The organism is Microbacterium sp. NPDC086615 (assembly GCF_040686055.1).
GTDB lineage: Bacteria > Actinomycetota > Actinomycetes > Actinomycetales > Microbacteriaceae > Microbacterium.
The window spans coordinates 65,904-81,032 of sequence record NZ_JBFBJJ010000008.1; the positions used below are offsets into that span (position 1 = coordinate 65,904).

The following is a 15,129-nucleotide window of genomic DNA, read 5'->3' on the forward strand; positions in this document are numbered from 1 at the left end:
GCCCGGTCGCCCCGACTGAGCGGTGCGACCGGGCCGCGTCCAGCTTCTTACTTGCTGACCTTGCGGTATGTCTCGGGTCGGGGAAGCGCGGATCCGAACGAGTATGCTGCGGGGTCGTCGCCCCAGAACTCGGCCCAGCGCCTGATCTTGCCGTCTTCGATCTCGAAGACGGAGGCGAAATGTCCATCGTGGGTGTCGTCGTGGTCCGGGCTGAAGCAATGTTCGGTTCGTTCGGTGATGACGGTGGAGTCTCCCTCGGTGGCGAGGTGGAGGAGGGTTACCTTCGCAAAGGGTCGGCAGTAGATCTCGATGTACTTCTCGAGTGCACCGAGGACCGCGTCGATGCCTTCTCGGTCGGGCCTGCCTGTGTTCTGGAGAACGACGTCGGGATGCAGGTGACGAATGTAGGCCTCCTTGAAGCCGACCTCGCCCCAGTCCTTGTAGAAGTTTCGAACAACGGTTTCTGCGGTAGTAGGCATCTTCTTTCCGTTCTCGGTCGCTGCGCTCGCGCCAGACATTGGTTCGAGTCTTGATCTGTCGGGTGTTATGTCGGGGGTGCTGCCGTTACGGCGTCTTCACTGTTGCCAAATGAGCTTTGAGGGGAACCGCGGTATCGGCGAGCTCGGAGGCAGACGCGTGGACGCCGTTCTTGACGAGTTGCTTCCCCTGGGCGAAGTCGGCGACGGAGTTGATGCAGTCCAGGGCGATGACACGACCTTCTCGGAGGTAGACCACACTGAACTTCCCACTCTCGACGTCGCCGCGGATTACAGCGTCGTCGTGGCCGGTTTGAAGACCGACTGTCTGCAGTTTGACGTCGAACTGGTGTGACCAGAACCACGGCGGGGAAGGCGGGGCCTGGTCCACTCCAAGAAGGACCTCAGCCAGTGCTTTTCCGTGCTCATTCGCGTTGGGAACCGATTCGAGTCTGACTCGCGAGTCGGCAGCGAACGGGTGGGCGATGTTGACGCAGTCACCGATGGCAAACACATCGGGAAGCGACGTTCGGAAGCACTCGTCGACTTCGAGTCCGTTCGTCACCGTTGCGCCTGCAGCGGCGAGAGGCTCGACGTTGGGTATGAGGCCGACGCCGACAAGGACGATGTCTGCGGGGAGGAGAGTGCCGTCGAGAAGCTCGACGCCGGACGCATTCCCGTTCTCGCCGACGATGCGCTCGATCCCGCTCGCGAGCAACACCGTGGTGTCGTGCTTGCGGTGCAGGTCGAGGTAGAAGTCGGAAACGGCATTGCAGGTGACCCGGGCGAGGAGCCGGTCTTGTGCTTCGATGACGGTGACGTCGAGCCCGAGGGTGGCGAACGCGGCGGCGGCTTCGAGGCCGATGTATCCCCCGCCGATGATCACTGCGCGGTGAGCGGTGCCGACCCTCTGCCGCAGGTCGGCGGCGTCCTGGTGCGTTCGGAGAGAGAGGACGCCAGCGAGTTCGGCGCCGGGAAGTGAGAGTTTGCGGGCCCGGCCGCCTGCGGCCCAGATCAGCCGGCCCCAGCTGATGCGCTGACCGTCCTCGAGCATCGCGACGTGTCCTTCGGCGTCGACAGACTCGACTGTCGCAGGGGCGATCAGGTCGATGTCGTGCTGCGCATACCAATCGGCATTGTGAAACAGGAAGTCGTCGATTTCGGCTTCGCCACGCAGGAAGGCCTTCGACAGCGGAGGTCGCTCATAGGGCAGCGAGTCTTCCGCGTTGATGATGCCCACAGTTCCGGCGAATCCGCCTTTCCTGAGCGAATCGGCCACCTGCACGCCCGCTTGACCGGCCCCCACGACTAGCACGTCATATGCCTCGAGCACGTCTCTCTCCCTTCCCTTATGCGATCGACGGGGAAGAGCATCCGCACATCGTCGCCACGGTCGAGCTAAGCCAACTGGATGAGCAGACGCGCGTCCAATGCATCTTCCGCGGGGAAAAGATTCCTCCAACGCACAAAGCTCAGATGCGTTTCCCGCATTTTTCGGGTCTACAAGATGCATTGGACACTCGACCAGGCCCCGCGTCAACATGGGACCTCAGCCTCGCGGAAGGACAACGATGACCGACTGGCACGCAATCGATAACAAGCTTCTTGACCCTCACTGGTACACCACGCGTGAGTACCACGACGTGTTCAAGACCATGCGGGACGAGGACCCCGTGCACTGGACTGAGAACGAGCGATACGGTCGGCCTCACTGGTCGATCACGCGCTACGACGACGTCAAGGACTATCTGCTCCGCGACGATCTCTTCAGCAACCGGTGGGACACGCGCGTGACCCGTTCACCGAAGCGGCGCACGCCCGAGGAGCGCCACGCGCAGGGGTGGGACATCAACCCGGCCACCAACGACAACCCGGTCCACGATCTGTATCGGGCTCCGATCAACAAGCACTTCAGCGTGCCCGCGATCGGACGCCTCGGCTCGGATGTGTCCGGCATCGTCGACGAGATCATCGCGGATGTCGCGGAGCGAGGGGAGTGCGACCTCGTCGAGGACATCGCAGCCGAGCTTCCCGTGAAGGTGATCCTCCGGATGCTCGGTGTGCCGGAGTCGGACTGGCCGTACCTGCGCGAGGCGTCCTGGCAGTGGCTCGCCTCCGCGGATCCGCGATGGGTGATCGACAACGACCCGGTCGCCACGTACAACGTCGGAATGGGCAAGCTCCTGGACTACTGCCAGGACCTCGCGATCGCCCGTAGGAAGGACCCGAAGGACGACTTCGCGACGGTGATCGGCCAACTGCAGATCGACGGCGACGAACTGAGCATCCACGAGATGCGGATGTGGTTCACCACGATGATCGGTGGCGGCCTCGAGACCACACGCAACGCTGCAGCAGTCGGCCTGTGGGCCTTCATGCTCAACCCGGACCAGCGTACGGCACTCCTCGATGACCCGTCCCTGACCAAGCCCGCGATCGAGGAAGTCCTCCGCTGGGCCACCCCGACGAAGAGCCGGCTCAGAGTCGCAACCCGTGACTTCGACCTGAACGGGAAGCGGATCAAGACCGGCGACTGGGCGGTCGGCTTCCTGGCGTCGGCCAACAAGGACGAGACGGTCTTCCCGGACCCTCACCGCTTCGACATCACAAGGACCCCCAACGACCACCTCGCGTTCGGAACCGGGATCCACCTCTGCTTGGGACGGGCCCTCGCGCGACTCGAACTCGCATCCCTCATTCCGCGGGTCCTTCAGACCTTCCCCGACCTGCGCCCGGTCTCGGATGCGGAGCCGAACTGGATCGCGGACTACGGCGTCAACGGCTTCACTTCGATGCAGGTGGCGTACACGCCCGTCTCGTCGGCGGTGAGCGCCCGATGACGCGCATCGTGTACGTACTCCCCGACGGAGCGGAACGACTCGTCGAAGCGTCGGACGGGGAGTCCCTGATGAGGGCAGCTCTGCAGAACGACATCTCCGAGATCGTCGGGGAATGCGGCGGCGAGATGTCGTGCGGCACCTGCCACGTGTACATCGACGACGCTCCGGACGGGATTGATCCGCAGTCCCGTGACGAGCGGGAACTGCTTGACATGGTCGACAGTGCGCGCCCCTCAAGCAGGCTGGCGTGCCAGATCGCGGTCCGACCCGAACTTGCAGGCCTTTGCGTACGGATCGCCGACGCCCAGTGACGGACGGCATCCTGCGCTGGGGTGTGAAGCAGAGCTTCCGGGAGTACGTCCGCGCCATCGACGACGGGTCCGAAGACACCTCGGCACCTGCATACATGCAGAACGGGGAGTTCTGCTTTCCGCAAAGCGAGGGAGATGGTGGTCTCTGTTTCACGGGCAGAGCGACGCTGTCGGCCTACCGCGGCATGCTGGGCGTGACGATCATCGATCCGCGGATCGAGGCGTACAACAACGCGCTGGTGCTCTCGATCGTCGAACCCACGTCACGGTCTGTGCCGCCAAGCCGCCGTATCGTCTGCACCCTCACACCGCGTGAGTCGACAGCGGCTGACGAGCAGATCCTGGATGCGCACCTCACCGATGCGGGCACCGTGCTCTTCGACGACGTCTACCAGCCGGGAACGAGAATGGACCCGGTGACCGTCGTCGGAGCAGATCTCACGGTGCTTGTCGCGTCTTCAGCCCGACCCTAGGGTCGCTCCATGATCGACGTTCACAAGCTCCGCCAGTTCCTCATCGTGGTCAAGACAGGCAGTTTTACCCGCGCCGCGGAGGCACTCAACCTCTCCCAATCCGCACTCTCTCGCAGCATCCAATCCCTCGAAGAGCATCTGGGGACCCGGCTGATCGAACGCGAACGCGGACGGACAGGGATCACACTCACCCTGGCCGGGACCGAGCTCTTCGAGCGCAGCGACGCCATCCTCCACGATCTCGACGAAATGGAGAGCCGAATGACGGGAATGCCAGTGCGCGCGGTCCCGACCATCTCCTTCGGCATTGGACCGATGCTCGGGGGTGTCGTCCTTCCAGGGTTCTTCAAGGATCGACTTCTATCCACCCCTGATCTGCGCGTCCGCGTGCACACCAGCACGTCGGATCTCATGACCGAGCTGCTCCTGGACGGTGAGATCGAGTTCTACCTTGGACTGCCCTCCGTGCGGCGGCGATCGACCCGTGTGCGTCAGCAGGTGTTCGGGAATTTCGCGCCCAACTTCTTTGTCAGGCCAGGGCACCCGCTGGCTGAGCAGGAGCGCGTGACGATCGAGGATCTTCTCGCCTTTCCGCGTATCTCGGGGACCGCGTGGAGCGAGAACCTGATGTCCCTGGGCAGCGAACGGGACCGCTACCTTTTCGCGTCGAGCCTCCAGGTGGACGACTACGGGATGCTCGTGGACATCGCATCCAGCTCAGACGCGCTGATCGTGGCCTCCACCCAGCGTCCAGGAGACGGTCTGGTGCGCCTCCCGATCACGATCGAACTCGCCATCTCCAGTAGCGAATTGTCCGTGTTTTCGCTCGCCGGGACGCGGATGAGCCCGCTGGCAGCGGAGATCGTGGACGACCTGAAGAACCGGTACTTGGCCTTGTACGGTGCCGAGCCGGCATTTCCCCCATCATCTACAAGCGCTCACGGCAATGAACCGCCGGCGGGAAGGAGAGCATCACCATGACAACAGCAGAACGGGATCGAGTCCACATCGCGCAGATCGAGGAGTACCTCACCACGCTCTCCAACTGGGGGCGATGGGGTGAGGACGACCGCCTCGGGACGCTGAACCTCATCACCCCGGAGGTCCGACGCCGCGCAGCCGCGAACGTGCGAAGCGGCACCGCCATCTCCTTGGCCAGAAACCTCGACCCCCTGCGCCCAGACCCGCTGCACTCCGGAGTGACGAACGTGCAACGCGATTCAAAGGTCGGCGAGGTGCGTCACCTGCTCGGTAAAGAGGCCCGCTGGGACGCGGTCGGCGAAGAGATCACGCTCAGCCCTCACGGCGGCAACGCACACCTCGACGGGCTAGGCCACTACTACTGGGATGGTCTGTTCTATAACGGCTTCCCCGCGAGCGCATCTAACAACACGATCGGGTCGGCCCATCTTTCGGTCTCGCACGCCACCGAGGGCATCATCACCCGCGGGGTTCTGCTCGACATCGCCGGGCTCCGCGGTGTTCCCTACCTCGAGCGCGGCCACGCCGTTCACGTCGACGAGCTCCTCGAGGCCGAACGCCGACAAGGTGTGCAGGTGCGATCCGGGGACGTCCTCCTCATCCACACTGGCAACGCCGCCGCCCTGGAGACCCTCGGACCGGTGTACCGCACTGCCAACCCGGGACCCCTGGACGGCGTGCAGGCCGGACTCGACATCTCCTGCCTTCCCTTCCTTCACGACCGGGACGTTGCCGCCATGGGCGCGGACGGCACGCACGACGTGCAGCCCGCGCAGGTCGACGACTTCGATTTCGCCCGCCCGATCCACGCCGTCAGCCTCGTGGCGATGGGGCTGTGGCTGATGGACAACCTTGACCTGACTGCCTTGGCGCGGGCCTGCGAAGCCGAGAAGCGGTGGGAGTTCCTGTTCACCGCTCTGCCGTGGAGGTTCGTCGGAGCGACGTCCAGCCCCCTCAACCCTGTCGCGGTGCTCTGACGCCGACCAACCGCGAACGCCGGAACGCCCTTCTGGCCAGCAGACGCCACACAACACCAATCTGTATAAGGAGCATGCCCAATGCCTTCGTCAAGTCAGTTCGCCCCGGATCGCCTCGCGGACCGAGCCGAGATCCAGCACCGTGTCCACCAGTTCTGCCACGCCGTCGACCGCCTCCAGCTCGATGAGCTCAGGGAAGTGTTCCATGCAGACGGGATCGACGACCACGGCGCCTACAAGGGCGACGTCGACGGTTTCATCAAGTGGGTCGCGAACCGCCATCAGACGATCGCGTACTCGGCACACCATGTCAGCAACACGATGATCGAGTTTCTCTCGGACGACTCCGCTTTCGTGGAGACGTACTTCCTCGTCTGGCAGAGCGTGAACCCGCAGGCGAGCCTTTTCGCCTCGGACGGTGATGCGCAGCCGTTCGAGGCCATCTCCTCCGGACGGTATGTCGATCACTTCACCCGCAAGGACGGCCGCTGGGCGATCCAGAGCCGGACCACGGTCCCCGGCTCGATGACCAGAGCGGTGGGCAACGAGGGAATGGGCATGGTCCCCGGCTTTGCCGTGGGAAGCAGAAATGCCGATGACCCTGCCATCACCCGCCGTGCAGAACTCGTGGAGGCGACGCGATGAGCTCCACCGCTACCGCCCTGGTCCAGACCGGACCCGACAGTCACGAGTTTCAGGAGATCCCGCTTCCGAGCCTCGTCCCTGGCGCGGCGCTTCTCCGGGTGGAGGCCAACGGCATCTGCGCAAGCGACATCGACGCCTACGAGGGGCACGGCGGCGGCTACGACCCAGCCGACCTGACCCAGTACCCACGGATCAACGGGCATGAGATCGTCGGCGTCATCGAGGACCTCGGCGAGGCTACCGCGGCTCATCCCGGGCTCAAGGTGGGCGACCGTGTGGCGGTGAACCCATGGCTCGCGTGCGGAAGCTGCGAGGCCTGCCGCCGCAATCAGGCGCAGTTCTGCACCGGCATGCCCTGGCGGACGAGCTGCTACGGCTTCATACCGACCTACATCGGCCCGGGGCTATGGGGTGGCTACTCGACTCACGTCTACATCGACCCCCACACCGTCCTGTACCACTTCCCCCAAGAGGTGAGCGCCCCCGACGCCGCTCTGTGGAATCCCCTCGCCAACGGCATTCAGTGGGCGGTTATGGACGCCGGTGTCACCCTGGGGTCCCGCGTCGCCGTGCTCGGTTCCGGACAGCGCGGTCTGGCGTGTATTGCTGCGGCGAAAGCGGCCGGCGCCGGCCTCATCATCGCTACCGGACTCGGGCGAGACGCTCACAAGCTGGCACTCGCGGAACGGCTCGGCGCCGACGTCGTCGTCAATGTCGAAGAAGAAGATGTTGTCGATGTCGCAGCAGCGGCGACCGCAGGCGCCGGGTTCGACATCGTCATCGACACCTCACCCGTCGCGCAGCAGCCGATCCTCGACGGCATCGCGATGCTGCGCAAGGGCGGCACTCTGGCCAGTGCCGGCATCAAGGGGAAGCCCCTCACGGCTTTCCCTCTCGACGCTGTCACCATCAAAGGCATCCGACTCATCGGCGTGATGGGAACCACCCACCAGGCCCAGCAGATGGCCGCGGACCTGATCATCGCGAACACGCTCCCGCTGAGCGACCTCCGCACGCACATCTTCGGCTTCGACCAGCTCCCGCTCGCGCTCGAAACCCTGCAAGGCCGAGTCGAAGGGGAGAACGCGATCAACATTGTCGTCGAACCCCGGTTCACCGCGAACGCTGCGTGAGCTTCGCTCACCCCTCCCCGCCACCACGAAAGGACACCTTCACGCATGACCAGGCTCTACGCCCGCGCCGAGTTCGAACGACTCATCCGCAACGGCCACACCCCGGCAGGAGTGTTCGTCATGTCGACGGACGCCGCGATCACGGCGCTCTACGGCGACGCAGGCTACGACTGGGTCCTCATCGACCGTGAGCACGGAATCATGGACAACAGCCACCTTCGCGCGCACCTCATGGCGGCCGAAGCCAACGGCATCGTCCCCATCGTGCGCGTGCTCGAGAACAACCACGCAGCGATCCAGCAGACGCTCGACGCCGGCGCCCAAGGCGTCATGGTCCCCAAGATCGAGAGCGCGGACGGGGCCGCTCGCGCCGTCAAAGCATCGAGGTACCAAGCCGGTGGACGCGGCATGTGCCCCGTCGTGCCGGCCACGAACTTCTCGGGTGACGACTGGGCACCCTACGCCGCCCGCATGAACAACAACGCGCTCATCATCCCGCTCATCGAAACGAAGGCGGGCGTCGACCACATCGAGGAAATCTGCGCAGTGGAAGGCGTCGACTACGTGTTCTTCGGCCTGGCAGATCTCTCCCAAGACCTCGGGATCGACATGGTCGATGACATCGACCAGCTGATCGCACTCTGGGAGCAGGTGGTCCGCGCCGCTCACTCCGTCGGGGTCCGGGTTGGCGCACCGCTGGGGTACGGATTCGACGACCTCGCCGACTACGGAAGCCTCGCCAGCGACCTCTCAACCCTCCGCGCCGCGGCGGAACGCGACCTCGCCGGGCTTCGACAGGCGGCCACCCCTACCGCGCCCTGAAGGGCCACAACCATACGACCGGACACGCGCGTCGCTCGGCCCGGAGCGGGCGTGCTGGCCACGCGTCTTTGACGAAGAGGTGCAGATGTTCTCGAAGATCCTTGTGGCCAATCGCGGCGAGATCGCGATCCGGGCTTTTCGCGCGGCGAACGAGCTGGGTGCGGCGACAGTGGCGGTGTTCCCGTACGAGGACCGCAACTCGATGCACCGGTTGAAGGCCGACGAGGGGTACCAGATCGGCGAGCCGGGTCATCCGGTGCGGGCGTACCTGGATGTGAGGGAGATCATCCGGGTGGCGCTGCTGTCGGGGGCGGATGCGATCTACCCCGGCTACGGATTCCTGTCGGAGAACCCGGAGCTGGCGGCCGCGGCGGCGGCGAACGGGATCACGTTCATCGGTCCGGCGTCGAGCGTGCTGGAGATGGCGGGGCACAAGGTCACGGCGAAGGAGCACGCGATCGCGGCCGGGGTGCCGGTGCTGAAGTCCACGCCTGCGTCGCGCGACATCGAGGAGCTGCTGGCGGGGGCGGAGGAGGTCGGGTTCCCGATCTTCGCGAAAGCCGTGGCGGGCGGCGGCGGGCGCGGGATGCGCCGGGTCGAGACGCGGGCGGAGCTGCGTCCCGCTTTGGAGGCGGCGATGCGAGAGGCGGACTCGGCGTTCGGGGATCCGACGATGTTCCTGGAGCAGGCGGTGCTGCGGCCGCGTCACATCGAGGTGCAGATTCTCGCGGATGCGGCTGGCACGACCCTGCACCTGTTCGAGCGCGACTGCTCGGTGCAGCGACGAAACCAGAAGGTGGTGGAGATCGCGCCGGCGCCGAACATCAACGACGAGTTGCGCGCGGCGCTGCATCGAGACGCGATCGCGTTCGCCCGCTCGATCGGGTACGTGAACGCGGGCACGGTGGAGTTCCTCGTCGACACGGCGGGGGAGCGGGCGGGTGAGCACGTGTTCATCGAGATGAACCCGCGCATCCAGGTCGAACACACGGTGACCGAGGAGGTCACCGACGTGGACCTGGTGCAGTCACAGATGCTCATCGCGTCGGGCTCCACCCTGGCGGAGATGGGTCTGAGTCAGGACACGATCCGGCTGCACGGCGCGGCCCTGCAGTGCCGGATCACGACGGAGGATCCGACCGACGACTTCCGACCTGACACCGGCCGGATCACCGCGTACCGGTCGCCGGGAGGCGCCGGCGTGAGGCTCGATGGTGGCACCGTCGAGGTGGGTGTGCAGATCAGCCCGCACTTCGACAGCATGCTCGCGAAGATGTCGTGCCGTGGCCGCGACTTCCCGTCCGCGGTGCGGCGCGCGCGTCGTGGTCTGGCGGAGTTCCGGATCCGGGGTGTGTCCACGAACATTCCGTTCCTCCAGGCCGTGCTGGATGATCCCGCGTTCGCGGCGGGTGACCTCTCGACATCCCTCATCGACGAGCGGCCGTGGCTGGTGCGTGGCCGGACGTCGAAGGACCGTGGCACAAAGATCCTGAACTGGCTCACCGACGTCACGGTCAACCAACCCCACGGCGTCCCGGTGACGACGGTGCATCCGATCGACAAGCTCCCGCAGATCGACGTGACCGCCCCGGCCCCCGCGGGATCCAGGCAGCGGCTACTCGCGCTGGGGCCGGTGGGCTTCGCGGATGCTCTTCGCACCCAGACCGCTCTCGCGGTGACGGAGACGACGATGCGCGACGCGCACCAGTCCCTCCTCGCCACCCGGGTGCGGACGAAGGACCTCGTCGCGGTCGCTCCCCACGTGGCCCGGATGACGCCGGGGCTGCTGTCGATGGAGGCGTGGGGTGGCGCGACCTACGACGTCGCGTTGCGCTTCCTCGGCGAGGACCCGTGGGAACGGCTCGCCGCCCTCCGGGAGGCGCTGCCGAACATCGCGATCCAGATGCTTCTCCGTGGCCGCAACACGGTCGGCTACACCCCGTACCCGACGGAGGTCACCGACGCGTTCGTGACCGAGGCGGCGAGCACGGGCATCGACATCTTCCGCATCTTCGACGCCCTGAACGACGTGTCGCAGATGCGTCCCGCGATCGACGCGGTCCTGGCCACAGGCTCCACGGTCGCGGAGGTCGCGGTCTGCTACACGGGCGACCTCCTTGACCCGGGCGAGGACCTCTACACCCTCGACTACTACCTGCGGCTGGCGGAGCAGATCGTTGACGCCGGGGCGCACATCCTCGCGATCAAGGACATGGCCGGGCTACTCCGTCCCGCCGCGGCCGCGAAGCTCGTCACCGCGTTCCGCGAACGCTTCGACCTGCCCGTCCACGTTCACACCCACGACACCGCCGGCGGCCAGCTCGCCACCCTCCTCGCCGCCAGTGCGGCGGGTGCCGATGCGGTCGACGTCGCCGCCGCCCCCCTGTCGGGCACCACGTCGCAGCCGTCCGCATCCGCTCTGGTCGCCGCACTCGCCCACACAGACCGCGACACAGGCCTCGACCTGAAGGCCTTGTCCGACCTGGAGCCCTACTGGGAGGCGGTGCGGAAGGTCTACGCCCCGTTCGAGCCCGGGCTGCCCGGACCCACTGGGCGAGTGTACCGGCACGAGATCCCGGGCGGTCAGCTGTCGAACCTGCGCCAGCAGGCCATCGCCCTCGGACTCGCGGACGACTTCGAGCTGATCGAGGACCTCTACGCCGCCGCGAACGGCATCCTCGGCCGCATCCCGAAGGTCACCCCGTCCTCGAAGGTCGTCGGCGACCTCGCCCTGCATCTGGCCGCGGTGAAGGCCGACCCGGAGGACTTCGCCGAGAACCCGCAGAAGTACGACATCCCCGACAGCGTGATCGGGTTCATGGCCGGCGAGCTTGGCGAGCTGCCCGGCGGATGGCCCGAGCCGTTCCGCACCAAGGTCCTCCAGGGCCGCGACGTCAGGGTCGGGGTCACCCCTCTCAGCGACTCCGACCGCGCCGACCTCGCTCCCGACGCCGAGCCCGCGACACGTCGGCAGGCACTGAACCGGCTCCTGTTCCCCACCCCGACCCGCGCGTTCGACTCCAACCGGAACCTCTTCGGCGACCTGTCCGTGATCGACACCGTCGACTACCTCTACGGCCTCCGCCAGGGCGAGGAGCACGTCGTCGACATCGACAAGGGCGTCAAGCTCTACGTCGGCCTCGAAGCCATCTCAGAGCCCGAGGAGAAGGGCATGCGCACCGTCATGACCACCCTCAACGGGCAGCTGCGGCCGGTGTTCGTCCGCGATCGCTCGGTCACAGTCGAAACCAAGGCTGCGGTGAATGCCGACCCGGCTCAGCCCGGACAGGTCCCCGCCCCGTTCTCGGGCGTCGTGACCCTGAAGGTCGCCGTCGGAGACACCGTGGCGGCGGGCCAGGCCATCGCCACCATCGAGGCCATGAAGATGGAGGCCGCAATCACCACCCCCGTCGCCGGCACCGTCTCCCACCTCGCGATCCCCGCGACGCAGCAGGTCGACGCGGGCGATCTCCTGGCCATCATCGCCCCGGGCGGCGCGTCCGTGCCCGCATCCGCCCCGGCAGAGGACAACAAGTGAGCCAGACCGTCGCCCTCCGTCCCGCGCCCAACGGCCGGCCCTGGCTCGCCGTCTCGTTGGGACTTGACTTCACTCAGACCCTCAAGGCCGGCCTCTGCCCGTTGCTCCTCGGCGGAGCCATCAAGGCCGCGATCGCCACAGCACCACTCTCATCCGCTTGGCACCTCGCCTCGAGGATCGGCCGCTGAAGCAACGGCGACCGATAGCAACCCTCAAGCCTCCATCGCTCCTACTCGACGAAGAGAAGAAAGGTACCCCCATGGCTTATGCCACCGTCAACCCATACACCAATGAGACTGTCGCCACATTTCCCGACGCGACGGATGCCGAAGTGGATGCTGCTCTCGACGCCGCTCACGCGGCGTACCAGTCGTGGCGTCAGAGACCTGTAGCCGAGCGGGCTGCGATTCTGGCGCGGGCCGCGGACATCATGCGCGAGCGCACCGAGGAGCTAGCCCGGATCAGCACACTTGAGACGGGACGCTTGTTGGCGGACGCGCGGTACGAGATCTCGGTAGCCATCGGCATTCTCGACTACTACGCCCAACACGCAGAACGCCTTCTCGCCTCACGCCCCGTCGAGACGTTCGCCGGTGACGCGTACAGCGCCGTCACGGTCATCGAACCGACTGGCATCGTGTTCGCGATCGAACCGTTCAACGGCCCCTACTACCAGCCGATCAGGCCGCTGGCCCCCCAGCTGGCGGTGGGTAACGTCGTCCTGTTGAAGCACGCCTCGATCGTGCCGCAGAGTGCGGCCGCGGTGCAGCAGATCATGACCGACGCCGGGGTTCCCGACGGCGTCTTCACCAACCTGTACCTCACCCGCGCACAGATCGAGCGTGTGATCGGCGATCCGCGAGTGACAGGGGTTACCCTCACGGGCAGCGAAGCCGCCGGCGCGGTCGTCGCAGCTCAGGCAGGCGCAGCGTTGAAGAAGTCCGTTCTCGAACTCGGCGGTTCGGACGCGATGATCATCCTGGACGACGCGGATCTCGATCTCGCAGTCAGCTGCGCCGTCGCCGGCCGCATGAGCGTCAACGGCCAAGTGTGCATCTCGCCCAAGCGAATGATCGTCCTCGACCCCATGTACGATGCATTCCTCGAACGTTTCCTGTTCTCCCTCTCCGGGCTTACTCCGGGAGACCCGTTCGACCCGGCGACGACCCTGGCACCGATGTCATCTCAAAGTGCGGCCGAAGAGGTCGAGGCACAGATCCGGCTGGCGGTCGATCACGGCGCCAAGGCGAACTACGTCGGTGCTCCCGTCCCTCGCGCCGGAGCGTTCACCCAGCCTGCGGTCTTGACCGAGATCGACTCGGACAACCCGATTTTCCGCCAGGAGATCTTCGGGCCCGTTCCGATGGTGTTCCGTGTCAAGGACGAGGAGGAAGCCATAGCACTGGCCAATGACTCTGACTATGGACTCGGCGGGTCGGTTTACACCCGCGACCTCGACCGCGGCGCCGCGGTCGCCGCCCGGATCGAGACGGGCATGGTCTGGTTGAACTCTCCCACGGGTACGACTGGGGAACTTCCGTTCCACGGCACCAAGCGTTCGGGGTACGGCACCGAGCTGGGAGCGGAGGGGATCACCGAGTTCGCCAACGCGAAGCTCATCGTCACGGTGCCCGCAGTGCGACAGTCGAGCTGACTCGTCCGCATTCGATCGAGAGGCCGCCGGAGTGGTGCAGGCTCACTGCCTGCACTTCCGGCGGCCTCTCTGCGTCGTAGCGATCAGCGTTGTGGGCAGTGGCTTCGCGCGCCTAGCGACGTACGGAGCCACTGCCCGCGATCTATAGTCCGGCTCAGAACCTCGTGATCACTGATCGGATAACTGTTCCGGATGCCAGTGAGTCGTACGCCTCATCGATCTCATCAATCGAGATCTCATTCGTGACGAGATCGTCGAGGTTGTAACGTCCCGCGACGTACATATCGGCGTAGAACGGGATGTCGCGCTTCAGGTTGGTCGAGCCCATCATCACTGCCTTGATGGTCTTGTGCGTCGCAAGGAACGCTGCGGACGTCTCGATCTCGATCTTCGCGCCTGGCTTGCCCATGCCCACGAGGACCGCTGTTCCGCTCGTCTTGGCCGCGGCGATGGCCTGCATCTGAGTGGCGGGCAGGCCGATAATCTCAAAGGCGTAGTCCACCCCGCCGCCGCTGATACGACGGATCTCCTCGACCGGGTCGGTGTTGCGAGAGTTGACGACGTGCGTCGCCCCGAAGCGGGTCGCCATGTCCAGTTTGGTGTCCTGGATGTCGACAGCGATGATCGTCTTCGCGCCAGCGAGACGAGCAGCGGCGATGGCGTTCAGGCCCACGCCGCCAGTGCCGATGACCGCGACCGTATCGCCAGGAGCTACCTTGGCGCTGTTGATGACAGCGCCGGCGCCGGTGACGGTCCCGCAACCGAGGAGCGCCGCGCGGGAGAAGGGGATCTCGTCGTTTACACGGGCGAGCTGGTTCTCGTGGACGAGTGCCTTTTCTGCGAACCCGCCGAGCCCCATCCCTTGGTAGATCGGCCCGTCCGATCCAACCAGGCGAGGCTCTTCTCCTGCGCTGCGCTCGACCGCTAGCGGGTTGAGGCAGTCGGTCTGGATGCCCTCGATGCAGGGCTGGCATCTGCCGCACCACTGCACAAGACAGCCGACCACGTGGTCGCCGACCTGAAACTCGGTGACATCCGGTCCGACTGCAGTGACGACACCAGCGAGTTCGTGGCCGAAAACGGCCGGCAGCGGAAACCCGAAGTCGTTGGCCATCAGCGAGTGATCAGTGAGACACAGGCCAGACGCCTTGACGTCGACAAGCACCTCACGACCGATGGGGTCAGCGATTCGGATCTCGGTGGTGGTGAAGCCCTTCCCTGTCTTGAGGGTCACGGCTGCCTTCATCATGTTCTCCATTCATCTTCGAACGGGGTCGCC

The 15,129-nt window shown here is 65.7% G+C and carries 14 protein-coding genes; 11 read left to right on the plus strand and 3 right to left on the minus strand.

The features are described 5' to 3' along the window. Positions 1–47: 47 nt before the first annotated feature. Entirely contained in the window at positions 48–518 is a 471-nt protein-coding gene (locus AB0O24_RS09780) for a nuclear transport factor 2 family protein (protein ID WP_275799501.1), read from the minus strand. Between the two features lie 46 nt (positions 519–564). Then, complete coding sequence (locus tag AB0O24_RS09785) at positions 565–1,809, minus strand: FAD-dependent oxidoreductase (protein WP_275799500.1); 1,245 nt, start codon at positions 1,807–1,809, stop codon at positions 565–567. Positions 1,810–2,047: 238 nt separating this feature from the next. Between AB0O24_RS09785 and AB0O24_RS09790 the strand changes: the two genes are divergently transcribed. From AB0O24_RS09790 to AB0O24_RS09840, 11 genes are all read left to right on the plus strand, one after another. After that, complete coding sequence (locus AB0O24_RS09790; protein WP_363374493.1) at positions 2,048–3,316, plus strand: cytochrome P450; 1,269 nt, start codon at positions 2,048–2,050, stop codon at positions 3,314–3,316. Further along, positions 3,313–3,627, plus strand: a complete 315-nt coding sequence (locus AB0O24_RS09795; RefSeq protein ID WP_275799498.1) for a 2Fe-2S iron-sulfur cluster-binding protein — start codon at positions 3,313–3,315, stop codon at positions 3,625–3,627. The genes AB0O24_RS09790 and AB0O24_RS09795 overlap by 4 nt, the downstream gene beginning before the upstream one ends. After that, the gene (locus AB0O24_RS09800) at positions 3,624–4,100 is read left to right on the plus strand and encodes an HtaA domain-containing protein (RefSeq protein ID WP_363374495.1); all 477 of its coding nucleotides are present in this window, start codon (positions 3,624–3,626) and stop codon (positions 4,098–4,100) included. The genes AB0O24_RS09795 and AB0O24_RS09800 overlap by 4 nt, the downstream gene beginning before the upstream one ends. Before the next feature lie 9 nt (positions 4,101–4,109). Beyond that, on the plus strand, positions 4,110–5,081 hold the full coding sequence (locus AB0O24_RS09805; RefSeq protein ID WP_275799495.1) for a LysR family transcriptional regulator: 972 nt from the start codon (positions 4,110–4,112) through the stop codon (positions 5,079–5,081). Next, complete coding sequence (locus AB0O24_RS09810; protein ID WP_363374499.1) at positions 5,078–6,058, plus strand: cyclase family protein; 981 nt, start codon at positions 5,078–5,080, stop codon at positions 6,056–6,058. Before AB0O24_RS09805 ends, AB0O24_RS09810 begins: the two co-directional genes overlap by 4 nt. Before the next feature lie 81 nt (positions 6,059–6,139). Continuing rightward, positions 6,140–6,703 carry a nuclear transport factor 2 family protein gene (locus tag AB0O24_RS09815; RefSeq protein WP_275799492.1) on the plus strand — a complete coding sequence of 188 codons (564 nt, stop codon included), beginning with the start codon at positions 6,140–6,142 and terminating at the stop codon, positions 6,701–6,703. Next, positions 6,700–7,836, plus strand: a complete 1,137-nt coding sequence (locus tag AB0O24_RS09820) for a zinc-binding dehydrogenase (protein ID WP_275799491.1) — start codon at positions 6,700–6,702, stop codon at positions 7,834–7,836. Before AB0O24_RS09815 ends, AB0O24_RS09820 begins: the two co-directional genes overlap by 4 nt. A gap of 45 nt (positions 7,837–7,881) precedes the next feature. Further along, the gene (locus AB0O24_RS09825; protein WP_275799490.1) at positions 7,882–8,658 is read left to right on the plus strand and encodes an aldolase/citrate lyase family protein; all 777 of its coding nucleotides are present in this window, start codon (positions 7,882–7,884) and stop codon (positions 8,656–8,658) included. Between the two features lie 85 nt (positions 8,659–8,743). After that, positions 8,744–12,196 carry a pyruvate carboxylase gene (locus AB0O24_RS09830; protein WP_275799489.1) on the plus strand — a complete coding sequence of 1,151 codons (3,453 nt, stop codon included), beginning with the start codon at positions 8,744–8,746 and terminating at the stop codon, positions 12,194–12,196. After that, complete coding sequence (locus AB0O24_RS09835; RefSeq protein WP_275799488.1) at positions 12,193–12,384, plus strand: hypothetical protein; 192 nt, start codon at positions 12,193–12,195, stop codon at positions 12,382–12,384. The genes AB0O24_RS09830 and AB0O24_RS09835 overlap by 4 nt, the downstream gene beginning before the upstream one ends. 71 nt (positions 12,385–12,455) lie before the next feature. Further along, positions 12,456–13,850, plus strand: a complete 1,395-nt coding sequence (locus tag AB0O24_RS09840) for an aldehyde dehydrogenase family protein (RefSeq protein WP_363374506.1) — start codon at positions 12,456–12,458, stop codon at positions 13,848–13,850. A 154-nt stretch (positions 13,851–14,004) separates the two neighbouring features. Here AB0O24_RS09840 and AB0O24_RS09845 read toward each other — a convergent pair whose 3' ends face one another. Beyond that, entirely contained in the window at positions 14,005–15,108 is a 1,104-nt protein-coding gene (locus tag AB0O24_RS09845; RefSeq protein WP_275798791.1) for a zinc-binding dehydrogenase, read from the minus strand. Between the last annotated feature and the right edge of the window lie 21 nt (positions 15,109–15,129).